Annotated in this window: 13 protein-coding genes and 4 tRNA genes; 9 read left to right on the top strand and 8 right to left on the bottom strand. The window is 56.1% G+C overall.

The genetic code is table 11. The features are described from left to right. Window positions 1-71: 71 nt before the first annotated feature. Window positions 72-2,321 (bottom strand): CocE/NonD family hydrolase, encoded by a 2,250-nt coding sequence (locus H8274_RS06085; RefSeq protein WP_185934093.1) that lies wholly within the window; start codon window positions 2,319-2,321, stop codon window positions 72-74. 207 nt (window positions 2,322-2,528) lie between these two features. Beyond that, a complete protein-coding gene (locus tag H8274_RS06080) occupies window positions 2,529-4,091 on the bottom strand; it encodes a peptide MFS transporter (RefSeq protein WP_244924539.1) in 1,563 nt (520 codons plus the stop codon). A 431-nt stretch (window positions 4,092-4,522) separates the two neighbouring features. On the opposite strand from H8274_RS06080, the gene H8274_RS06075 reads away from it, so the two are divergent. Genes H8274_RS06075 through H8274_RS06060 form a run of 4 tightly spaced genes read left to right on the top strand, consistent with a single transcriptional unit; the run spans window position 4,523 to window position 9,672 of the window. Beyond that, a complete protein-coding gene (locus H8274_RS06075; protein ID WP_083330046.1) occupies window positions 4,523-5,716 on the top strand; it encodes a DUF1611 domain-containing protein in 1,194 nt (397 codons plus the stop codon). Continuing rightward, window positions 5,713-7,380, top strand: a complete 1,668-nt coding sequence (locus tag H8274_RS06070) for an ABC transporter ATP-binding protein/permease (protein ID WP_185934092.1) — start codon at window positions 5,713-5,715, stop codon at window positions 7,378-7,380. Before H8274_RS06075 ends, H8274_RS06070 begins: the two co-directional genes overlap by 4 nt. Next, window positions 7,373-9,178, top strand: a complete 1,806-nt coding sequence (locus H8274_RS06065; RefSeq protein WP_185934091.1) for a sensor histidine kinase — start codon at window positions 7,373-7,375, stop codon at window positions 9,176-9,178. Before H8274_RS06070 ends, H8274_RS06065 begins: the two co-directional genes overlap by 8 nt. 41 nt (window positions 9,179-9,219) lie before the next feature. Continuing rightward, window positions 9,220-9,672 carry a hypothetical protein gene (locus H8274_RS06060; protein ID WP_065415108.1) on the top strand — a complete coding sequence of 151 codons (453 nt, stop codon included), beginning with the start codon at window positions 9,220-9,222 and terminating at the stop codon, window positions 9,670-9,672. 6 nt (window positions 9,673-9,678) lie between these two features. Here H8274_RS06060 and H8274_RS06055 read toward each other — a convergent pair whose 3' ends face one another. Both H8274_RS06055 and H8274_RS06050 read right to left on the bottom strand, forming a co-directional pair. Continuing rightward, window positions 9,679-10,386, bottom strand: a complete 708-nt coding sequence (locus H8274_RS06055; RefSeq protein WP_185934459.1) for a response regulator transcription factor — start codon at window positions 10,384-10,386, stop codon at window positions 9,679-9,681. 9 nt (window positions 10,387-10,395) lie between these two features. After that, window positions 10,396-12,108 (bottom strand): HAMP domain-containing sensor histidine kinase, encoded by a 1,713-nt coding sequence (locus H8274_RS06050; protein WP_185934090.1) that lies wholly within the window; start codon window positions 12,106-12,108, stop codon window positions 10,396-10,398. A gap of 767 nt (window positions 12,109-12,875) precedes the next feature. Between H8274_RS06050 and H8274_RS09770 the strand changes: the two genes are divergently transcribed. Continuing rightward, on the top strand, window positions 12,876-13,073 hold the full coding sequence (locus H8274_RS09770; RefSeq protein WP_256332520.1) for a response regulator transcription factor: 198 nt from the start codon (window positions 12,876-12,878) through the stop codon (window positions 13,071-13,073). Window positions 13,074-13,183: 110 nt separating this feature from the next. Here the strand turns inward: H8274_RS09770 and treZ are convergent, their stop codons facing one another. The 4 genes from treZ to H8274_RS06025 form a co-directional block, all read right to left on the bottom strand. Further along, window positions 13,184-15,454, bottom strand: a complete 2,271-nt coding sequence (gene treZ, locus H8274_RS06040; RefSeq protein ID WP_185934089.1) for a malto-oligosyltrehalose trehalohydrolase — start codon at window positions 15,452-15,454, stop codon at window positions 13,184-13,186. Further along, window positions 15,454-18,078, bottom strand: coding sequence for a malto-oligosyltrehalose synthase (gene treY / locus H8274_RS06035; RefSeq protein WP_185934088.1), 2,625 nt, complete (start codon window positions 18,076-18,078; stop codon window positions 15,454-15,456). The genes treZ and treY overlap by 1 nt, the downstream gene beginning before the upstream one ends. Window positions 18,079-18,165: 87 nt before the next feature. Continuing rightward, complete coding sequence (glgX, locus tag H8274_RS06030; RefSeq protein WP_049620087.1) at window positions 18,166-20,439, bottom strand: glycogen debranching protein GlgX; 2,274 nt, start codon at window positions 20,437-20,439, stop codon at window positions 18,166-18,168. A gap of 260 nt (window positions 20,440-20,699) precedes the next feature. Then, window positions 20,700-20,772 (bottom strand) — tRNA-Val (locus H8274_RS06025). A 365-nt stretch (window positions 20,773-21,137) separates the two neighbouring features. On the opposite strand from H8274_RS06025, the gene H8274_RS06020 reads away from it, so the two are divergent. The 4 genes from H8274_RS06020 (at window position 21,138) to H8274_RS06005 (ending at window position 22,605) form a co-directional block, all read left to right on the top strand. Continuing rightward, window positions 21,138-21,210: transfer RNA gene (locus tag H8274_RS06020), tRNA-Gly, on the top strand. Window positions 21,211-21,242: 32 nt separating this feature from the next. Then, a tRNA-Cys gene (locus tag H8274_RS06015) sits at window positions 21,243-21,313 on the top strand. A 6-nt stretch (window positions 21,314-21,319) separates the two neighbouring features. After that, a tRNA-Val gene (locus H8274_RS06010) sits at window positions 21,320-21,392 on the top strand. 775 nt (window positions 21,393-22,167) lie between these two features. Next, complete coding sequence (locus H8274_RS06005) at window positions 22,168-22,605, top strand: Dps family protein (protein ID WP_049620086.1); 438 nt, start codon at window positions 22,168-22,170, stop codon at window positions 22,603-22,605. The last annotated feature ends 395 nt before the right edge of the window (window positions 22,606-23,000 follow it).

The following is a 23,000-nucleotide window of genomic DNA, read 5'->3' as shown; positions in this document are numbered from 1 at the left end:
GCGGCGTGTTTTCCGGCGCCGCGAATATAAAGATTTCACGGCGCCGGAAAAGAGTATTTCGAACTTCGGTTTTAGCTCGCGGTGCGGGCGATGGTGGTATTCCATTCGCGTTCGAAAATCAGCTCGTCTTTATCCCAGCAGCGCACGTGGGAGGTGACGTAGAAGTTTTCGGCATCGCAAGAAATCGTGGAACGGGTTTTTAGGGATGCTTCCCAATCCATATCGGGGCGGGAGAGCTCCACGATCCATTCTGCTTCCGTGCGGGCCGTGGTTGGATCATCCCAACCGATCCAATAGCGTTCCACAGCATCTTCGTTATAGTGCAACCCGTCCGGGTAGATACGTGTGCCGCCATACATGGGGTCCACTTGGATAAAGGTTTCCCGCTTGGCAACGTCTTGAGAAATGAGACGTTCGGGCCGGCGCACCCCAGAGCGTCCCGCTTCCGGATGTTTCACGTCAGCATTCACCGGTTGCACTGGGCCAGCAAATTTGACGGCACGGTCAGCATCCAAGCGACTCTGTGCCTGCGTATCTCCGGCCGCAGCCAGCGCCGCAAAATCCGGCCGGGCCGGGATTTCCATGCGGGAGGCAGCCAGATCTACCGTGATTCCCGCATTCTGGGCTTGCGGCCAAATCCACGGCCAATACGCGGTAGAAAGCGCTACTCGCAAAGTGTGCCCGGCAGGGATCGTGTAGCCAATTCCCGTTAGAGGAATTTCTACGCCCACCCACTCGCCGGCCGGGAAATCAACAATTTTCTCGCTGCCTTCCCGGGAAGAAAGATTCAAATTCCCGCGCGTGACCAGAGTGGCCTGCCCGTCCGGAGCCACATCTACCAGGCGCACATACACCTGCCCGCGCGTGGCCTGCGTGGTTAGCCGCAAATGTAGGCGGCAATTCCCCAAGATTTGCAGGTCTTCGGTGAGCGGGAAATCGTAGGTGGTGGAACGGCCGTCGTCGGCACGTTGATCAGTGGGAAGATCCGATTCGTTACCGTACGGGAAAAAGCGCCCCGCGTTTTGCCCCACATCCTGGGGAGATTTTATGTACGAAGTGAGAGGTACCGTGCCGGTAGAACCTGCGTCGGTAGAACCCATGCCAGCAGAATCTGTTGCCGCAGAATCTGTGGCCGCTACCGTGGTAGTTGCGGCGGAAACGTTTCCAGATTTCGGCGCAGCGGTTTGTGCGGGCGGGGTGGTGGCTGGTGCGGCCGGCGCAGCGGTTTGTGCGGGCGGGGTGATTGAGGTGGCATTGGCGAGCGTGAACTCGCGGGTGGTGATTGCCGGGTCTGGGTAGTTATCCATTGCCACCCAGCGGCCCGGTATTTCTTCGTAGTAGGACCGCGGCGGAATGGGATCCATAATCCAGGCTTTGAGTAGTGGTTCTTCCATTACGCCGGTGTCGATGCCCTTGAGCCAGTGGTCCCACCAGCGCAAAGTTTCTCCCAGAAAATCAATATGCGGGCCGGGTTTCAGGTCACGGTCCGGGTATTGGTGCGACCACGGTCCGATCAACCCGCGTACGTTCTTCCCCAAAGCGGAAAGGTTTTCGACCAGCCGCAGCACGGTATCCCGGTACGGGTCAAACCAGCCGCCAACGGCGAGCACTGCCGTATTCAACCGGGAATAGTCTTCGCACACTGATCCGTGTTGCCAAAACTCGTCTCGGGTTTGGTGGCTCATCCAGTTTTCCATATATGGTTCGGCCTTCTCTAACCGGGAAAGCCACTGTTCCCGCCATTTTTCACCCCAGATGCGTTTATCTACCGGGCGGGATTGGAAGGCCAGCATGGTGGCGCCCCACGCAAACATGTCGACGCCGAGCATCGAGCCACCCATATAGTGGACGTCATTGTCATACCGGTCGTCAGTGGAACATACCGTCACGATAGCTTTCAAAGGTTTGGGTTGTAGATAGGAAAGCTGGAGGGAGTTGAAACCGCCCCAGGAAATGCCGAACATGCCAACTTTTCCGGTGCACCAGTCTTGGGCGGCGATCCAGTTAATAACATCCACGCCATCCAAGTGTTCTTGCATATCGTATTCTTCGCCGGGCACGCCTTCGGAGTTACCGTGGCCGCGGATATCTACGCGGATGGAAGCATAACCGTGGCCGGCATAGTACGGGTGGCGTTCCGAATCGCGCGGTAACGTCCAATCGGTAGCCCGGTACGGTAAATATTCGAGAATTGCAGGAACCTGTTCCGTAGTTTCAGGCATCCATGCCTTCATAAAAAGACGGGTGCCGTCCGTAACCGGTATCCAGTCTTCAATAACCTTTACCCGGTAGGGAAAATCTTCAGGTTGCAAATACTGCATGGTGTTCCTTTCTGTGCGAGGTTCTGGTGCCTAAACCGGCTGGGGCAGGCTGGTTTTTAGCTAAGGCCAGCTGGTCTGGGGCTGTTTTCTGGGGGACTTAGCTAGTGGGGAGCTAAATACCAATACCCCGGTAAAGCAGTTAGCCCGGTAAAGCAGTTGGCCCGGTAAAACAGTTGGCCGGGTTAAACCACGTTTGAGCTGGCCGGGTTAAGCCACGTTCGTCATGCGTTTACGCATCCAAGGGGTGAGCGCAACTAGGAAGAGGCCGTAGGCAATAATTACCAATCCCTGGATTCCGAAATAGGCCACGATGTTTTCGTAGCTGAAGAACTTGACGATCTGGGCTTGTACGCCTTGGGCCATGGCCATAGCCGCAAACCAAACCGCCATGGTTTGGGAAGCAAAAGCCCGCGGCGCCAGTTTTGTAGTGGCAGACATCCCGGAGGTTTGCACCAGGAGATCGCCCAATCCCAAGAAAACGTAACAACCGAACATCCACATGGCGCTCATAAGGTGCCCGTGCGGCGTCGCCAATCCACCCAGGGCAATCAAAATAAAAGCGAATCCACCCAGGATGGTACCGAGGCCGACTTTCGCTGCTACATGCGGTTGGCGTTTGCCGAGCTTGACCCACACCCAGGCGAGCACGGGGCCCATGATTATTTCCACGATGGCGGTGAGGGAAATGTACCAGGTGGAGGGGTAGTGGAAGCTGCCGAGCGTATTATTTGTGCGTTCCAGGGCCAAGAAGTTGAGGGTATTTCCGGTTTGGAAATACGTGAGGTTATACATGACGAGCGCGATTAGCAAGAACGCGTAGGGCAGCAGGTTGCCGCGTTCGGGGTCAGACACGCGCGGGGAGCGGTACATCCACACGAGGTAGATGGCCGGTACGGCGATCGTAAGAGCAGTAATCGCGTTGATGAAACCATCGAGTTCTACGAGGCTGGTGGCGGCAAAAATAATCGCGAGCACCACTACTGCGGCCGCTAGTCCAACCACATACCAGAAGTTTTTATCGGGACGGAAATTGAGACGAATCCGGGTGGCAGATTCGTGGCCGCCCAAGTAACGGCCCTGTACCGAATACAAAACGACGCCGATAATCATGCCGATGGCAGCCGCGGAAAAACCGGCATGCCAGTTGATTTTTTGGCCCAACCAGCCAGCCACGAGGGGGCCGAGGAAAGCGCCGATATTGATGCCCGCGTAGTAGATGGAAAAGCCGGCGTCGCGCCGATGATCGGTGGGTGAATATAGTTCCCCAACTTTGGTGGAAACATTCGGTTTGAGCAGGCCGGTACCCACGATAATGAAACCGAGGCCTGCCCACGTGAGCCCCACATGCCCGGGAATGCCCATGCAAATATGACCGGCGGCAATAATAATCCCGCCCCACAGTACAGCTTTGTGGGTACCAATAATGCGGTCCGCTATCCACGCTCCGCCTATGGAGAGAAGATAAAGCAGCGCGCCGTAGGCAGCAACAATAGAGGAAGCGGTAGTAGTTTCGTAGCCGAGGCCGCCATTGACCACTGCGGCAGAAAGATAGAGCGCCAAAATGGCCTGGAATCCCAGGTAGGAGAAACGCTCCCATAATTCGAGGTTGAAAAGCGTCAGTAATCCGCGCGGATGGCCCATAAACGAGGTGTCTTTTTGGGCGAGGCGGTCAGCGGCGCGTGCCTGCCGAATGAGTTCTTGCTCGGGCGGGCTGTAACGCTCATAGTCTGCGCTAGTTAGTTCTATATTTTCCTGGTTACTTTCGGTCAAGGTTTTAACCCTTCGTAGGGATCTACGGAGTGGACCGGCCGAAAATAATGCGTGCCTGTTGGCGTACGCTGCGATATTTCGGACCGTGGCCCAGCGCGACGCAGGTACGCCGCACATATAACCCTGCGGCACATAAAACCTAAGAGTTATATTGTATCTTTCGAGAATACCGCACTGTACCCTAAAGAACTATTATTGAGAGATATCTCCAAAATCATTCCTTGCAAATAAACCGGGCGAACAGGTATGCAACTCTGATAACTTTTTCGCCGATAGTTCCCATTAGCTACATGAGAGTTTCTCCTTCTAGATGAGAATTTTTTCCTTTTCTATTCATGGAGGCGTCATCTCGCGCCGTTAGTCTCCTTCGTGTCACAAGAGATGCAAATCCTGGCTAGAGATGCAAATCCTGGCTGAGAATGGGAGAAGACATGACCACTACCGATAGTTTCGATTTGGCTTTCGAAATCGCACAACTGTTGGAACGAAAGAACCGGCATCTTTCCGATAGCCCTTCCGAAGGAATGGCAGCAGCCACCGGCGTGGAAGAAGTAGCTTTAGAACCACGACGTTTGCGGCGCGCCAAAAAATCGTACAATGCGCGCGGTCTGCATGCTCTTCTCCGGCAGACTGATAACCAGGGTTTCAGTTTGCGGCGCGGACGCGGGGTAACACCCCAAGCCGGGGATTTTGTGCTTGCCCGGGTAACCACGATCGGGCAACACAAACGGCTCGAATCACAAACTTCGCGGCGCCGGCACCTGTTTGAAGGCGACGAAATAATCGTTGCCTACGGCAACCGATATGCACCAGACCAATTTTTAGCGGAAGTTCCCCGCAATTTGAATTACACGAACCTCGTGGCCGCGGGAGGCATGGCAGGCAGAGTAATCGAAAAACATGCCAATATTCAGCCGGCAACCGTGATTGAACCACTCGGGCTAATTTGCGATAGCGAAGGCGTGCTTTCCATGTCACGGTTAGCCGACCACCAGATCCGCCCCTGGCAACAAGCCCAAAACGAGTACGCACAACTTAAAAACCGGCCGCACATTACCGTGGTATTTGGTTCTTCCATGAACTCCGGAAAATCCACCACTCTCGGTTGCTTGGTAAACGGAATTAGCGCTGCCGGCCTCACCGTGAATGCCGGAAAAGCCACCGGTACCGGAGCCGGAAACGACGCCGGCCTATTCCGCGACGCCGGGGCGAATCGCGTTGTAGATTTCACCGATTTCGGACTTTCTTCCACTTTCACGTTATCCATGGAAGACGTAAAGAACGTACTTTTCTCCATGGTGGCAAGCCTGTGCGAAGATAGCCCAGACGTAGTGCTCATCGAAATTGCGGACGGTATCTACCAAGGAGAAACAGCGGCTTTGATGCGCGATCCCGATTTTGGCGAACTGGTAGATTCTGTAGTATTCGCGTGCGGGGAAGCTCTTTCTGCCGCCGCCGGGGTAGGCCTGATTCGCGACGCCAAACTACCTTTGAAAGCCGTATCAGGCCGGCTTACTTCCTCTCCGCTCATCACCCAAGAAGCCGTGGAAGTAGTAGACGTGCCAATTATTCCTACTTTCGACCTGTGCAAACCCCATATTGCAAGGGAAACTATCGGTCTATGAAAGACACCTTTCCCCACGTATTTCACGGCCGGCGCCGCTGGTTGTTCGCAACCCTTATCGGACTGGGCATCATCCAAGCCGTACTCAGTGTAGCCATTGCTTTTTATACGCCCCAACTGGGAACTGCTTTTGCAAAAAGCGGTCTGACCGGGAGAGCAGGAAGCGCAAGTGGCCCGCATAGCAATGGCACGGGGATGAGTTTTCCGGCGCTCGCGGCCCTTTTGGTGCTCGCGGCTCTGCTTTTAGGTGTGGCACGTATGGGCGAGCGGGTGGTGGCCGAAGAATTAGGTAATGATTATGTGCGTTCGGTGCGCAAACTCCTAATCACGGCAGCGCTTGCCCCGCAGCGGCCCACGAGCTTAGGAACTACTATCGCCCGGTCCACGAATGACCTTTCGGCAGTGAAAAACTGGGTGTCTTTGGGGATTGCTCCCTTGGTGGTGGGGGTGCCGCTCCTGGCGGGGATTGTGGTTGGCATGTTCCTTCTCATTCCCGCTTTGGGCACGGTTATCCTGGGCGTGCTAGTAGTTTTTGGGGTGGGGTTGTTGCTCCTTTCCCGCCCGTTGTTGGGCCGGGCACGCCGGTTACGTAAGGTTCGGGGCCGGATGGCCAGCCAGATTTCTGACATCGTGCAGGCCGGACCGGCGATTCGAGTTTCGGGTGGGATTAATCGGGAGGTCACGCGCATCGACCAACTTTCGGCACGGGTGCAGCGCGCCGCGCGAAGCCGGGCCGTGGTTTCCGGGGCAATGCGCGGGGGAGCTTCTGCGGTTACCGCGCTACTTTCCGTGCTGATTGGGGTGGTGGGTAGCCTTGCGGCGGCGACGCCGGAAGAAGTCACCACCGCGATCTTTATTGCCGGGTTGATGGCTTCGCCTATCCAAGATTTGGGCAGGGTGGGAGAGTACCGGCAGAATTTCCGGGCTGCGGCCCGCGTGCTCTACCCGATTTTTGAAGATGCGCGGCTTTTCCGCACCCGGCAACGCCAAGCTCGAAAAATCGCGGCAAGATCCCAACACCGGGGAGATATTCCAGGTTTAGCGGCCGGTGCGCTCCATCTTGTAAGTGGGGGCGCGCTACAAGAAGAGTTCCCAGAACTCGTAGCTCGGCCCGGGGCACGCATTATTATTACCGGTTCCCCAACCCGCGTAAACCAAGTTTTGCGCCTATTAGTAGGCGAGGAAACGGAAGACTATGCGCGGATGAATATTGCCGGGCGAGAACTGGCTTTGCTCCCCGCTACGGTGCGCCGGGAACTGGTAGGGGTAGCCTTGCGGGATGTGCCGCTGGAACGGGCCTCTATTGCTCGTATTGTCCGCTATCGTCTACCGCAAGCTAACGTGCCCGTGCACGAACTTCTAGAACAGGTGGGATTGGCAAAGGTCGTTGCTGAACTGCCTGATGAGGAGAACACCGTGTTAAAACGCGGCGGCAAACCCCTATCTGTTTCCGCGCAAGCACTGCTGCAACTTGCCCGCGCGATAGCCGGAAACCCGCCGTTGTTAGTGCTGGATCGGATTGATGAACCACTTAACGAAGACGGTCTTTCCCACTTGCGCCACACCTTAGAAAATTATCCGGGAATTCTCGTGGCAAATACGCAGGCTCCGGAAAAATTCTTGGATAGCTATACCCGGTGGAATGTGGACGAAAACAATGGCTAATAGTAAAAACGAAACTCGCGAGACTACAAGGAAACAGGAACGTAAAAATACTGAACTATCGCCAGGCCGGAAAGGTAGCGCGGTCACGTGGATGTGGTTGATGGGAACGGTTGCCGTATCCCTGATTTTGCTTTTACTGGTCTTCTCTTTCGTGTTGCGCTATCGGGTAGCCGAAGACGTTCGCGTGGCCCTTTCCCAAGAATCACAAGAGCTACGCCAATTTGCCGCAGAAGTACACGATCCACACACCGGTAAACCATTTGCTAGCGCTACCGATCTGATCTCCGCCTACCTGGCTCGGCAAGTGCCAACTAGCACCCAGCTGCTGGCCGGTACTGAAAACCTGCCCGCCGGGGAACACCAGCTGGGGGAATCCTTGCAATTGTTGGGCGAAAAACGAGGCGCGGCAGCCCCCACTTGGGCAGACCTTGAGCCAAGTTTGCGCCAACGCCTTGCCGTACCAGGTTCTGGCGGGCAGGCCGTTTCCGCAAGCTTTGGTAAACTCACCTGGGTAAACGTGGAAATCCAAGCGGCTACCGATAGTGGTGCGGTAGCAATTATCCATTTCCACGTAGCAGACGAAGAATCTATCCGCACCCAAATATTTTCTCTGGCCGGAGTATGCGTGGTGGTCTTGGTGCTTACCGGCGTCGTCGCCTGGGTAGTAACTACCCGAATAACCGGGCATATCGGAGAATTTACCCGCAAAGCTAACCGGGCTATTACGCGGGCTACCCACCATGGGCACACCGTTCCGCAACTGGAAGAAACCGGTTCTGCCGAATACGTGCGCCTGGCACAAACCACCAATGAACTACTCGCCCCAGCAGAAGCCGCAGTAGAACGAGAAGCCGCATTTTCTGAAGATCTATTGCACGAGCTCACCACCCCGGTAGCACTTCTCGCATCCGGAATAAACAACCCGGAAAGCGGCATCACGCGGGAAGAAATGCACAGCGAAATTGTGCGGCTACGCGCTTCCTTGCGAGGCGTGGCAAACTGGCAAAACTTCAGCAACGGCAAAGCAATAAACTTTACCAATGACGTCTCAGTTGCCCGCATCGTCACCGAGGCCGTAACCACATGGAACAGGAAACAACGGCAACACACCGTTACACCCGTTTTAGCTTACGAAACCCAGGAGACTCTCACTGATCTGACCATGCGCGCTGACGGGCAAGCCTTACAATCTGTGCTATACGAATTACTGCAAAACGCGGCCCACTCCAGCCAGATCACGCCACCGGATGCAACCGGACCCTCGCATTCGCCGGCCCAAGAAAACCCCGCCCTAGAAAGCACGGCACCTGATAGGCCAAATTCCGATACGCAGAATTCCAATACACCAAACCGGGCCTCCGCAGATGCTGCGGTATACATCTTTGTACACACCACCGTGGAAAATACCGCGGCGGGCACCAGCGTAGTCATCACCGTTACCGATACGGGGCGAGGCATACCGGAAGGAGAACACGCGATGGTAATGCGCCGTTTTGGCCGCGCCACCAATGACCCCCAACCCGGCAGCGGTATGGGCCTACCAATATGCGCGGCCATAGCGACGGTCCACGGCGGTACCCTCACACTAAGTCCCGCAGAATCCGGCCCAACCGGATCTGGCCCGGCCGGAACCGGCCCAACTGGAACCGGCGCAACCCCGGCCGGAACGAACTCAACCGGATCTGGCCCGGCCGGAACCGACGCAACCGGAACCGGCCCAACTAAATCCCGCCCAATTACATCAACCCAGGCAGGTACCGGCACTGTTGCCAAGCTCCGCCTCCCCATAGCCGAATAACCACGAATTAGCCGAATAACCACGAAACGGAAAAACAAGACATGCGAAGAAAACTCACAATTTTGATAGTCGTGCTAATTATCGCTGGTCTAGGCACCGGAGCAGCCGCGCTAATGCTTGGGAAAAACGACTCTTTCGAACTCGACGGCGGACCAGCAATAGTAGTCGAAAGTAACCAAACAGATCCAAAAACTAGCACCGCAACCCCAGAAAGCGACCCTGCCAGCACCGAAACCGCAAACCAAGAAACCACCAGCCCCGCCCCCAACGGCCCCAAAAACGGCACGCCCGGCGGCCCGCAAAACAACACAGAAACTGACACCGCGCCGCCCAACGGGACAGCAGGGATTGCCCCCGCACCAGCTGGCCCACCCGCTCCCGCCGCCGTCCTACAACCGCAACGCGCCCCGAAAGCCCCACCCGCCTACGTCGGCAACTACGACGATGACGGCGACGATGACAATGACGACGGCAATGACGACGATGACGACTAATGCCCGCTAGCTCTGCTCGGGCATCGCAGCGAACCTGTAACCAATCCCGCGCACAGTCTCTATCTGTTCGCGCCCGATCTTGCCCCGCAAATACCGCACATAAACATCAACCACATTCGAACCCGGATCAAAATCAAAACCCCACACCCGAGAAAGCAACTGTTCACGCGAAAGCACCCTCCCCGGATTCTCCAAGAACATCCGCAACACATCAAACTCTCGCCCCGACAACTCCACCGGCTCCCCGGCCACCGTCACCTGCCTACTCAACAAATTCATCGCCACATCCCCACCTCGCAACACCGTAACCAGCCCACCAGTATCACGCGCCTCCGCGCTCGCGGTAGCGGTGGCCGAATCCCGCAAGCGCAGTTTGATACGGGCGAGGAGTTCTTCGAAAGAGAAGGGTTTGGGCATGTAGTCGTCGGCTCCCGATTCTAGGCCGGCCACGCGGTCTTCCACGGAGGAGCGGGCGGTAAGCAAAATAACGGGGATGCGTACGCCCTGCCCGCGAATGTTTTCAAGCACCGTGAAACCATCCATATCAGGCAGCCCAATATCCAAAATGATGAGCCTGTAGGCTCCGGAGAGGGCTTCGATAATTGCCTCCTGGCCGCTTGGGGTGGCGAAACTAGTATGACCGGCGGCCTTTAAACCTTTCGTGATAAATGTGGCGATGCGTTTTTCATCTTCGACGATAAGAATGTGTGCGATTATGCTCCGTTACTGTCTCTGTTTCGTGGGCGGGGTGCTGGCCGCGATGCCTGGGTTAGTGGCCGCGGTGCCTGGGTTAGTACCCTCGGTGCCCGAGTTAGTGCCCGCGGTGCCCGGGGTAGTGATTGCGGTGCCTGGGTTAGTGCCCGCGGTGCCCGAGTTAGTGCCCGCGGTGCCCGGGGTAGTGATTGCGGTGCCTGGGTTAGTGCCCGCGGTGCCCGCGTAGGGGATCATAATCGTGAAAAGTGAACCCTTGCCAACTTCGGACTCAATTGCCAGGCGGCCCCCATGGCCGGTGACAATAGATTGCACGATAGCTAGCCCCAAGCCGGCCCCGTCTGCCCCCGCAGCAGTAGAACCGCGGGTAAATCGGCCCGTAATATTTTGGATTTCGGCGCGGGGAATCCCGCGCCCCTCGTCCCTTACAAACAGATGCAAACGTGGCCATGCTGTACGGGAACCAATTTCTATCCGGCTTCCCGGCTGCGAATATTTCACGGCGTTGGCAGCTAGCTGCAACCAAGCTTGGGTGAGCCGTTGCGTATCTAGCGGGGCGGTTATCTCGGCCACTTCGGTCAGTTGCCAGTTACGCTCGCCAAGTGCCCGCGCCTTCTCAAATACTTGACGGGTGAGCTGATCGGTATCCGTAGCTTGCAGTTGGATAAAACCGGGTTGCTTAGATTTTGCGAGAAGGAGCAGGTCAGAAACCAGCTCGGCCATACGGTCTAATTCATCGAGGGCGAGGTCACGGGTTTCTTGCACGTCTTTTGGGTTGTGGGGATCCACAAGTTCTAGGTGCCCGCGCACAATCGTGATTGGGGTGCGCAGTTCGTGGCCGACGTCGTCGAGAAGATTCTGCTGATTGGTGACGGATATTTCTAGCCGGTCCAGCATGGAATTCATGGCTTGGGAAAGTTGGGCAACGTCAGTGCTACCTTGCACCGGCACCCGCACGTTCAGATCTTTCTCTTCTATCTGTTCGGCTGCTTCGCGCAGAGTGTCGATTGGTTGGGTAAGACGGCGAGTGATGATCCCAATGCCCAGACTGGAAAGGGCAATGGCACATACCGCAACTAAAACGTAGATGCGGATAAGGTTGAAGATCTCGGAGTTAACGGCGCTTGTCAGATGCACATGCAAAAGGGCCCCGGATTGTGTTCCTGCTGCTGGAGGAGAAGCGGTATCTGTGGCGGGCGAGGCACTTGTAGATGCGCTGGGATGGCCCGGGGCATCGACGTCGATGTCAATATTCCCGGTGGTGGAAAAATGGACGGGGATAACGGTGTAGAAATAGCTATTAGTTGCGGTAGTAATTTTCCCTTTGACGATTCTGTCTCCGCGGGCAGCGGTTGCCACATGAGCGATGAGTTCCGGATCATCTTCGGGGCGGATGGTACCAATTTCTCCGGATACCCACGCAACCTCGCCATTCAGGAGCCCAACTTCCCCTTCCACCGTGGAAACAACTTTTCTGGACATAAAGGTTTGTAAAAGTGTGGAAGGCCCGGTAAAAGTACCACCCGTTTCCGGGTTGATACCTTCTTCGGCAAGGATCCGCAGTTCGTGGGCAACAATATCGAGTTCTTCTTGTACGGATTCCACGCGCACGTGATATTCCACCCACACGGTGGCAATGCCGACGGCGCCCACCACAAAAGCCACGAAAGCAATCATGGCCAAAGCAACCCGTTGCCGAATCGTCCCGGCTAACCTTCGGCTCAAACCGCGCGTTTTAGCATGAATCTTCGCCCACAAATCGCTCGGCCTTCCTTTCGTTCCAGGTAGCGAATCAAGAATAACCGCAGACCGATTTAGATAACAGTTGCTAAGTTACCGGCTTGCTGGGGCACGAACATCGCAAAACCAGGCCGGTACAAATGCACTTGCCAGCGATAAATATACGTGGCCGGCCCTGAGCAGTTGTGCAGGACCGGCCACAGTAAGTTTTGCGTTGCGGTAATTTCAAGCTACCGAAGCCGCATTTGGTGAAGCTAGCTTGCCTTCGCAGGTGTTGCAGGTACGTTTTGTCTCTCTTCGCTAACCTCGGGCGTACTAGTCCACGATCTCGTCACTGTCCCCACGAGCGGAAATACAGCAACAATTACCACGCAGAAGGTGAGAAGCGTTGAACCGTAATCAGCCATCAAGGTTTGGAATCTGGCTCCCAAGCTAACCCAGAGCCACAAGAAGAACAAACCACACATAAGCAACGTGTAGAGCAGAAGCAACGTGTAGAGCCCTAGTTTGGAAAATGCCTTGCGATCGGAATCTTTACGCATGATAACTCCTTACTTGGCCCACGGCGTGAGGCACCAAGCTGCAGATGCAGCTAAAGATGCGGCGAGCCCCGCTAGGCCACCTTTGATCGCGCTCTTGCCGACTATTTTTATGATAGTAAGCGCCGCTTGTTTCCACAGTCTCTTTTCGATACTGCATCTTATGCACATGCTCAAGAAGACCGCGAAAAATACGCAGATTTTATTGCAGCAGTGGAGACCCTTGCCTCCCATTTGCGACCAGTTTTCCGTCTGATGCTTAAAGCACTGTCTAATAAAAACATTGCGAGGAAAACTGGGCTCACAGAAGCGACAGTGAAATCCTATGTATCGGATATCCTCAGGCACACCGGTTGTGCAACGCGCGGTGAGCTTGCGATGAGAGCGGTAAAGGCCGGAATCAGGGAATAGCAGAATTGAGTTTTGGCGGACGTAGTTAAGCCGAGTAACGGCGGTGGTGCACGAACCGAGCACCGGTGCTCGGTTCGTGCCTAACCCAGCATCAAACAGCAGGTGTTTCTTTACCTAGGGTGCCCAAGACTCATGGGTTTTCTCCCGGACCGCGCGGGCACGAACACGGCAAAACCGGGCCGGTACAAATGCACTTGCCAGCCCGTAATATCCGTGGCCGCTAAGCCGCTTTCAACCGACCGGTGGGGGAGCGTGGTGTTTGGAGCGGGCCCGTTTTCAACCATTTTGCCCTGGATTCCCGTATTTGTAACGGGCGTTACCTGCGTAGTTGGAATAGGAATAATTTCCGGTTTATCCCAAGCCAAAGCTAGCTCAAGCACTTCGCGATTAGAATCGGCGTGGCTGGATCCCGGGCGTCCACAGGCCGCGTGCCCAGAACCAGGGTTTCCAGAGTTTGCGTGGCGAAATTCCCCGCGCCCGGACCCCTCACGTTCAGCTTCCATACTCTCAGATTCGGTCCCTGCAGAATCATCCGCGCCGCGGGTTGGCGCTTCTGTTAGGTCGTGGCCAGGCTCAGGGGCTAAGAAATCTGTAGTGGGCAGAGGAACCGTGGCCGGCAAGCAGAGTGTGCCCGGCAAAGTAACCGTGGCCGGTCCCACAAAGTTGAATACAATATACGAATTACCGCGCCGGTAGTATCCAGCCCGGCCCAAGCGGACAATCTCTGAATCAGCCCGGTTTGCATTCGCGAAATCTGGCACTTCACGCCGCAAACGCAAGAGCTCCCGCGTTATCCGCAAATATTTCGCGTGCTCGCCGCGTTCGGCTTCTTCCCAGTTGAGCTGGGAAGCATAGAAAGTTGATTCCTCCTGCGGGGAAGGAACTGCGGGCGTCAGGGCCTGCCAATCCCAATCTTTGAATTCCTCGATGCGGCCTTGCACCACTTTGGGGGCCAGTTCGGGGCCGTGGTCGGTGAAGAACTGGAAGGGGGAGGAAGCTGCCCATTCTTGGCCCTGGAACAACATGTAGGAAAACGGAGAGAGTGCGGCCACGGCATCTGCGGCGGCCGCTGCACCGGGCGAAATCGTTGCCGTGCGCCGATCCCCGGTAGCCCGGTTGCCCACTTGATCGTGGTTTTCGGTATAGATCAAAAATCGGCGCGAATCAGTGGTTTCGGGCACCGGTTGGCCCCACAGTTTCTTGCGGAAAGTGGAGTAGACGCCGTCGTGCACAAAAACGTGCCGCAAAGCTTTCTCCAACGCACCCGGTTCCCCAAAATCTGCGTAATAACCTTGGGTTTCTCCCGTGGAGGCAACATGTAGGGCGTGGTGGATATCGTCCGTCCACTGTATATCCATGCCGTACCCGCCGCGCGCGGTAGACTCCACCATTGCCGGGTCGTTAATATCAGATTCGGCAATGAGCCCGATTGTGCGGCCCGCAGTCTTCCCAAAAGCTTTGAGTGCATCGGAAAGTTCCGCCAAAATATGACGCGGCGAATCGTCAATAATCGCGTGCACGGCATCCAGGCGGAACATATCTACCCGGTAATCACGGGCCCACTGCACTGCATTCTCGATAAAGAAACGCCGTACCGGGCCACTTTCCGGCCCATCAAAATTCAGGGCCGCGCCCCACGGTGTGTGATGGGTTTCCGTGAAATACGGGCCGAACTGGCCTATATAGTTCCCATCCGCCCCGAAATGGTTGTAGACCACATCCAAACACACCGCTAGCCCGGCTTGGTGAGCAGCCTCCACAAAAGCGGCAAAACCAGCCGGCCCGCCATAGTTTTCCGTAACTGCATACAGGTCGACGCCGTCGTACCCCCAATTCCACCGGCCCGGTACCGGTTGAATCGGTAGCAGTTCCACTACGTCTACACCCAGATCACGCAGGTAGGGCAGTTTTTCCGCGGCGGCCGCGAAAGTCCCTTCCGGCGTGAAAGTACCAATATGCAATTCATAGAACACTTTGCCCAAAGGATCTACGCCGGCAAAATCCGAAAACTCGAACTGGGCGGTATCCACGATTTCAGAAGGACCATGTGCGCCTTCCGGTTGGCGGCGCGAACGCGGATCGGGCAAAGGCATTCCGCCATCAAGCGAAAACTGGTAGCGCGTGCCCGCCGGAAAACCGGTTTCGCACACCCACCATCCCGGCTCGTACGTTTCCGCGGTGTGGTTAGCAGTTTTCGTGCTGTGGCTAGCCGTTTTCGCGGTCGGGTTAGCTGTTTCTGCGTCACGGCTAGCCGTTTTCGCGGTCGGGCTAGCGGCATTCGTTTCCGGGCGCATCGGGTAGCGCTTGCCACCGGTGAGTACTTCTACCTGGCGGTGGGCATAAGGTGCCCAAACGCGCAGCTGAAACAGTTCCTCACTCATCACTTGCCTTTCGTTTTCGCCGCGGGTGCCTTCTCAGTGGTGGCATCAGTTTTTGCGTCCGCTAGATCGCTACCTTCAGCCGTGGCTGTGTCTTCCACCTTTTCGAGGACGGCCACCGGCAAGCTCTTCAGCAAATCAGCAATCTTTACCGGCCCGCCGGTAAAAGTACTGCCATTGAAAATGGAGCGCCAAGCACCAGCGGGGAGTACCACCGTGGCATCGCGCCAGCCGCCCGCTTCTTCCAAACGATGCCGCAACCTATCAGTGACTACCACCACATCAGGTACGTCGTCCAGGGTGCGAGCAAAAGCAATTGCGTGCCCGGTAGTGCTCGGCAAAGGCGTGTAACCACTCCGGGAGGAAACAAAAGTATCCGGGCGGCGCCGCCGCAAATGCAAAATCCGGGAGGTTACCCACAGTTTTTGTTCATCCAAACTGGCATCCCCGGGCAGGGAGCCACGCGCATCTAATTCCTCGAGCAAATGTTGCAAGCTCTGGAAATCAACCGGCCGGCGATTATCCGGATCCACCAAAATATTGCGCGTGATTTCCTCGCCTTGATACGTATCGGCAACGCCCACGAGGGTCATGGACAAAGTCTTTTGCGCCAAAATCCGCGAGGTTAGAGCCGGCAAAGTGCGTTCCCGCCACGCTGCCAAATCCTGCAGAGTTTCCGGGTTGGAAAGAATGTCCCGAGCATAACTAAACAGCCCGGTTTCCCCTTCCTCGTCCGGAGCTGTCCAGGTGGTCCAGGTTTTCTGTTCGCGCGCCGCCTTAGTTAAGTACTCCAGTAGCCGGTCGATTTCGATCGGCCCGCGATCCGTATACGTGCCAATAATGGTTTGCCACAGCAGATTCTCAATTTGGCCATCCAATTGGGCCGGCCGCGCCGCCGCATGCCGAGCTCGCAACTTGGTGAGCAAAGCCAGCCAATCCTCATCAAATTCGGTGAGGGTAGCAATCTGCGCCCGCACATCTTCCCCGCGTTTCGTATCATGCGTGGTCAAAGTGCTCATCATTGCCGGCCACGTACTACCCATCCGTTCCGTCCAGGCATGCAAAGCATCCGGATCAATATTGGCGCGCAACGGGTCTGAACCTACTTCCGTGGCAGAAGTCAGGGGCGTGTACCGGTAGAAAGCCGTATCTTCAATACCCTTCGCCATCACCGGACCGCACAGTTGCTGGAAGCGCACAATCGCTTCGTTACGTGCGTCGTCGTGCAGTTTTGAGGCGGAACCGATTTCGTGGCCCAGCACAATATCGACGACGACGTCCAGCGTTTCCTGCCGATCTTCATTCAATTCTTGCCGGGCGCGGGCCGCGGCCGCAGTGACTACCGATTCGGCCAGGGCAGAAGCTTTTTCGCCGGGAACTACATAGGCACGGTAACGATCCAGATTTACCACCAGCGCGGCGAGCGCTTCCCGGATGGAACGGCGCGAGTGGTCTCGCAACCGCAAATCTTCGTTACAAATATCGGAAATCACGCCGGTAAGGCGCTCCAATTCCGCGTGCAAAGAGGTGTTGACGATCTGCTTTTTGGAAGCGAGTGCAATGTTTGCGTACGAATCGGTGGTACCGGAAAGCTCCACGTATTGGGCGGTCAGGCTCCGCGCGCCTACCGGATCAGTGAGCACGGAACCGATCCGCCACGAAACTTCGTACCCCGTACACCCGGCTACCTTCCAATCGGAGAGAAGCTCCTCATCGCCTTCGAGGATCTTTTCTCCCGCAATCCACGCTCCATCGGTGGCCTCATACAAACGGGCCATGTATTGGCGCGGATCAGAAAGCCCATCGGGATGGTCGATCCGGAAAGCATCGATATAGCCTTTGTGGTACAGGTCTAAAAGCAAGGAGTGGGAGGCGAAGAAAACTTCCGGATCTTCCACGCGGATTGCCGCCAAAGTATCCACATCGAAGAAGCGCCGATAGTTCAGTTCCTCTTCGGCTACTTTCCAGTAGGCGAGCCGGTAGTACTGGCGTTCTAGTAACTCAATAATGGGAAGCTGGTCCGTGTTTTTGCGGACCGGGAACACGTGGTCGAAATACCGTAAAACGTGTTGTTCCCCTTCGGCCTCGAAACCGGGCACCACCATCTGATCCAGGGTGATCTGGCCTTTCGCCAGCACGGTGCCGATTCGTTCGCCCAGCACGGGAAGTAAAATCCCGTTTTCGGCGCTGGTGATATCAATATCGAACCAGGCAGAAAATGGGGATTCGGCGCCATCGCGCAAAACCGACCACAAAGCACGGTTCAAGTACAGGGGAGTGGGCACGGCCATATGATTGGGCACCACATCCACTACCACTCCTAGGCCGGCTTCATGGGCGGTATCTGCCAGTTTTTCGAAGCCTTCCCGGCCGCCTAAAGCCGCAGAAATATTCGTGTGGTCAACTACGTCGTAGCCGTGCATAGACCCGGGGGCCGCCTGCAAAATCGGGGAACAATATATATCGGTGACCCCGAGTCGCTGCAAATAAGGCACCAGATTTTGCGCGTCCGCAAAAGTAAAATCGGGGCTCAATTGCAGGCGATAAGTAGAAATAGGAACATGCTTACCCGGGGCGGGCATATGGGCGCGCCGCGCCACAATGTTTTCGGTTTCGCTGCTCGTCATACTTCCTAGCGTAACCGAGACCACGTGGCGCGGCGTCCTACCTTTTGCTACCCGCTCATCTTTGCCGAGCTCGGCACAGTAACCACGCTAAACGGCCGGGGTGTCGGAAACCTCCGCCGGTGCCGTTTCGGGCGTATCTGAAACCGAGCCGCTGGCCGGTTCCGGCGTGGGCGCGGGCGTGGCCGCCGCCGGCGTTTCGCTTACTGGTTCGGATACGGAAGCACTGGCTACGGGAATTTCGGCTTCCGGCTCCTGGGTGCGCTCGTGAATCAGCACGCGTAAAGAGCGGCCGGTTACGGAGAAAGAATCTCCCGGGCGCAACACTTCTTCCGGATCCGGGCGCACAGCGGTATCGATTGCTACCTTCCATTCCCGGTCATACGGAGAATCTGGAATATTGAAGATAACGTCCTCATCACCGGCATTGAAAGTGAGGAGAATATCGTCATCAACAATATCCATACCGTAAGCATCTGGTTCGCGGATCCCTCTTCCGTTCAGGAACACCATGAGGGAGCGGGCAAAACCGGTATCCCAATCCTCGTTTTGCATCACCTTGCCATTGGGTTGGAACCACTGTATTTCGCCCACGTAATCGGGCCCTTCCACGCGCGATTCGTCACGCAAGAACCGGCGGCGCCGCAACACCGGGTGCCGCATCCGGAAATCGATGACCTTGCGCGTGAATTCCAAAAGTTCTTCCTGGGATTCGTCGAGGTCCCAATCCACCCAGGAAAGTTCATTGTCCTGGCAGTAGGTGTTGTTATTACCCTGCTGGGTGCGCCCGATTTCATCACCGTGGCTGAGCATGGGCACGCCCTGCGAAACCATCAGGGTGGTGAGGAAATTGCGGATTTGGCGTTTGCGTAAGGCCAGGATTTCCGGATCATCCGTAGGACCTTCCACCCCGCAATTCCAGGAACGGTTATTCGATTCCCCGTCCGCATTGCCTTCTCCGTTTGCCTCATTGTGCTTCTCGTTATAGGAAACGAGATCCCGCATAGTAAAACCGTCATGCGCGGTGACGAAGTTGATCGAGGCGAAAGGCCGGCGCCCGGAAGTTTCATACAGATCCGAAGAACCGGTAAGTCGGGAAGCGAATTCGGGAATCGTAGCCGGTTCACCGCGCCAAAAATCGCGCACGGTATCCCGATACTTGCCATTCCATTCCGTCCACAGCGGCGGGAAACCACCTACCTGGTAGCCCCCTTCACCCACATCCCACGGTTCGGCAATCAGTTTGACCTGCGAAATAATCGGGTCTTGCTGGATGATGTCGAAGAAGGAAGAAAGCTTATCCACCGCGTGCAGTTCGCGGGCCAGGGTGGAGGCGAGGTCGAAGCGGAAACCATCCACATGCATTTCCACCACCCAGTAGCGCAATGAATCCATAATCATTTGCAGGGTGTGCGGGGAGCTCATGTTCAGCGAGTTTCCGGTGCCGGTGGTATCGAAGTAATGTTCTTTATCATCCGGCACTAAACGGTAGTAGGCCGGGTTGTCGATTCCCTTGAAGGAAAGCGTGGGCCCCAGGTGGTTGCCTTCCGCGGTGTGGTTGTAGACGACGTCGAGAATCACCTCGATATTCTCTTCGTGCAAGGCCTTCACCATGGACTTGAATTCGTAGACCTGGTCGCCGCGCCCGGCGGTGGCATAGCCATCATGCGGGGCAAAGAACCCGATGGTGTTGTAGCCCCAATAATTGCTAAGGCCACGGTCTTGCAAAGAAGTGTCGTTGATGAACTGGTGAATAGGCATCAGTTCGACGGCGGTTACCCCCAGCTTCTTGAAGTATTCGATCGAAGCGGGGGAGGAAATGCCGCGATAAGTGCCGCGCAATTCCGGGGAAATCTTGGGATTGAGTTTGGTAAAACCCCGCACGTGCGTTTCGTAAATCACCGTATCGGCGTAATCGTGATCCGGTGGGCGGTCATGCCCCCAATCGAAGAAGGGGTTGATAACCACGGAAATCGGTACATGCCCGAGGGAATCTTGCCGGTTTGGTTGGCTCGGATCATCGAAGTCATAGGAGAATACCGCTTGGGTATTGGTGATATTCCCGTCGATGGCCTTGGCATAAGGATCAAGTAAGAACTTCGAAGGATCACAACGTAACCCTTGGGAGGGATCGTGTGGTCCGTAGACGCGATACCCATAGCGCTGCCCGGGGCGCACGGACGGCAAATAGCAATGCCATACGCTCGCGTCCACTTCCCGCAGTTCTACCTGTGTCTCATTGTTATCGTCGTCGAGCAGGCAGAGCACTATTCTCTCCGCCACGGAAGAGTAGATAGCAAAGTTAGTACCCGAGCCGTCGAAGGTTGCTCCGAGCGGATAAGGGCGTCCTGGCCATATTCTCATAGTTCCTAGTCTCTCATGATCTGCTGAATGCGCGGTAGAAAATGCGCGCCAAGAAGGCAAAGCATAGAGCAAATAGGTGCTAGCGCGAAAACTGGGAGGGCGCGATGCCGGTATTGCACGGTGCCAGGTAGGGGCAAGAGCAGTGCAAGGTAGAGGCAAGAAACACGAAAGTGTGCGAGGTAGGCGCGGCGAGGTGCGCGAAAACAAAAAGAAAGGCGAGCATTTCCGCTCGCCTGGTCTGCGATATGCAGTTATTACGGTGGGCGATACTGGAATCGAACCAGTGACCTCTTCGGTGTGAACGAAGCGCTCTAACCCCTGAGCCAATCGCCCGTAACGAAGTAACAGGTTACCGCCTTTGCCGCCCAGAACTCAAATTTTTAGCTGTGGGAGCCGTCTCACCTCCTGTAGTGGGCGGTATTGGGCGGCAAGTCCATAAGCCCGGGAGCAAATGGAGTGGACTAGGGAGGTGAGCTAAGAGGATGGGAACAAATGGATTGAAGTACATGGAAGGGAAGCCGGGTGCGGGAACACCGAAGCGCGGGCAGGAGCGCGCGGGCGCGAGAGGGTACTATGTGAGGTAAATAAATGTGGGAGGACACGCCTAAACATGAGTGTGGTCTGAACCTCGCTCCTGCGATTGGACAAGGGGTAAAAACTCGCCTATAGTTTCTATCTGTCGCCGCGAGGCTGACATTGCGGACATAGCTCAGTTGGTAGAGCGCAACCTTGCCAAGGTTGAGGTCGCGGGTTCGAGCCCCGTTGTCCGCTCGGAGGATGGAAGGCATTCTTTCAATCCGCACGGTGGGTTGGCCGAGAGGCGAGGCAACGGCCTGCAAAGCCGTGTACACGGGTTCGAATCCCGTACCCACCTCGCAAAGGGCGATTGGCGCAGGGGCTAGCGCGCTTCCCTGACACGGAAGAGGTCACAGGTTCAAATCCTGTATCGCCCACCCTCGGGAAAAGCCGGGAAAGGCCTCTTCGCCTAACTGAATAGAATATCTTTTGCGGCGGCCGGGTGTGGTTGCCGTTTTTTGCATTCTTGGCCCGCTCGTCCCTGGTCTCACCTGGTCACCTGGTCTCACCTTTGTTTCCATGCGTCTTCCAAGCTCGTTCGGTGGTTAATTATCAGAATGCGGGTTAACGGTCAAAGGGGCGGCTGTAGGTTTGATTGACATTTGGACGCTTCAATAGGGGATGATTGAGACACGGGGAGCAGATGGCTTCGCTCTTTGCGTTCTTTTGGAGTGGCCTAGAGCTGTAGAGGTAAAACTATGAGCGGGCAAGGGCTTGGAATGAGCAGAAGGCGAAAGGTTGCCGCCAGCAGTTACCTTGTTCGCGGGTGGAGTGTGCACCTGCTCGGGATTGAGTGTGTGCGGTATCCTAAATTCCGTATAGAAGCTGACTTTGTGGGCGTAAGTGCCTACCCGAATTTGTTTTACCTGCCCAATTGGAATAAAACCGCCTGCTGAGAATTGAAAAGGCATGGCGCTAGGAAGCGTGAAACGAGTGGGTAGACGGCAGATGCGTGTTGTGCCTGCGAAGCTTCACCCAATGCGCTATCATTTGGAATGATTCCAGATAGCGGATCGTGTTGGAGTGGCTATAAAACCGAAGTGAGAGCACAGCTCAGCGCTCATGTTCGCGGGTCTTAACCAGTTTCCCGATGAGTGGAGCACGGGCCGGCACACACGGAAGCATTTCGCCCCAGCACAGGAAAGGAATGAAATGGCTGAGAAGATTGTTGTAGATGCACTGCAGCGTGCACTAGTTGACCTGACGGATCTGACCCTGCAGGCCAAGCAGTATCACTGGAATATCCAGGGTACGCGATTCCGCGCCCTGCACCTGGCACTTGACGAGGTAGTGGACGTTACCCGCGAAGATAGTGATGAGGTGGCCGAACGTATCGCCCAGATCGGCGGTTACCCGGATGCTCGGGCGGCAACGGTAGCCAAGGATTCCGGGCTGGCTGACCCCGGCGTCGGCCCCTTCGATGTAGCGGAAGCATACGCAACCATGGCAGAAAAGCTCCAGCAGGCTTCGGATCGTATCCTTACCGATCTGGACAAGGTGGACGAAGCAGATCCGTACAGCGGAGACATCCTAGTAGGGGTAGGCAAGAACCTGGAGAAGCAGGCCTGGTTCTTCCGCGCTGCCAAGTAAGCGCCGCGTAACGTAAACCCCGCGCAGTAGAAACGCGCGATAGAAAACCGGGTTCGGTAAATAGCATGAAAATGGCTACGAAAACCGCGGAGGAGAAATTCTTCGCGGTTTTCGCTGTATGCTGGGGCAGTGGTCGCACGTTCCCGGCCAGCCGGAAGCACGCTACCGTCTGCCGTAACCCGGAACGGAATTGCGAACGGAACCGGGCACGTATCTGGCCACACAACTACGCACGCCGCGCAAACCGGCACCGCTAGCGGTAACAAACTGCGTTGCGGCGAGGAACCGCTAAGCGGCGAGGAACCGCGTAGCAGCTAGAAACTGCGTAGCGGTAACAAGCCGCGTAGTAGTAAGAAAAGGCGCCCCCGGTATGGGCGCCACGCACAACAGAAAAA

Source organism: Actinobaculum suis (assembly GCF_900618115.1).
GTDB lineage: Bacteria > Actinomycetota > Actinomycetes > Actinomycetales > Actinomycetaceae > Actinobaculum > Actinobaculum suis.
The sequence above is the reverse complement of the archived record's forward strand: the minus strand, read 5'-3'. Positions and strand labels throughout refer to the sequence as shown.

Excerpts from the sequence above, each read along its gene's own strand:
- H8274_RS06060 (WP_065415108.1), top strand. The coding sequence starts at position 9,220 with ATGCGAAGAAAACTCACAATTTTGATAGTCGTGCTAATTATCGCTGGT.
- glgX (WP_049620087.1), bottom strand. The coding sequence starts at position 20,439 with ATGAGAATATGGCCAGGACGCCCTTATCCGCTCGGAGCAACCTTCGAC.
- treZ (WP_185934089.1), bottom strand. The coding sequence starts at position 15,454 with ATGAGTGAGGAACTGTTTCAGCTGCGCGTTTGGGCACCTTATGCCCAC.
- H8274_RS06070 (WP_185934092.1), top strand. The coding sequence starts at position 5,713 with ATGAAAGACACCTTTCCCCACGTATTTCACGGCCGGCGCCGCTGGTTG.
- H8274_RS06075 (WP_083330046.1), top strand. The coding sequence starts at position 4,523 with ATGACCACTACCGATAGTTTCGATTTGGCTTTCGAAATCGCACAACTG.
- H8274_RS06005 (WP_049620086.1), top strand. The coding sequence starts at position 22,168 with ATGGCTGAGAAGATTGTTGTAGATGCACTGCAGCGTGCACTAGTTGAC.
- treY (WP_185934088.1), bottom strand. The coding sequence starts at position 18,078 with ATGACGAGCAGCGAAACCGAAAACATTGTGGCGCGGCGCGCCCATATG.
- H8274_RS06085 (WP_185934093.1), bottom strand. The coding sequence starts at position 2,321 with ATGCAGTATTTGCAACCTGAAGATTTTCCCTACCGGGTAAAGGTTATT.
- H8274_RS06065 (WP_185934091.1), top strand. The coding sequence starts at position 7,373 with ATGGCTAATAGTAAAAACGAAACTCGCGAGACTACAAGGAAACAGGAA.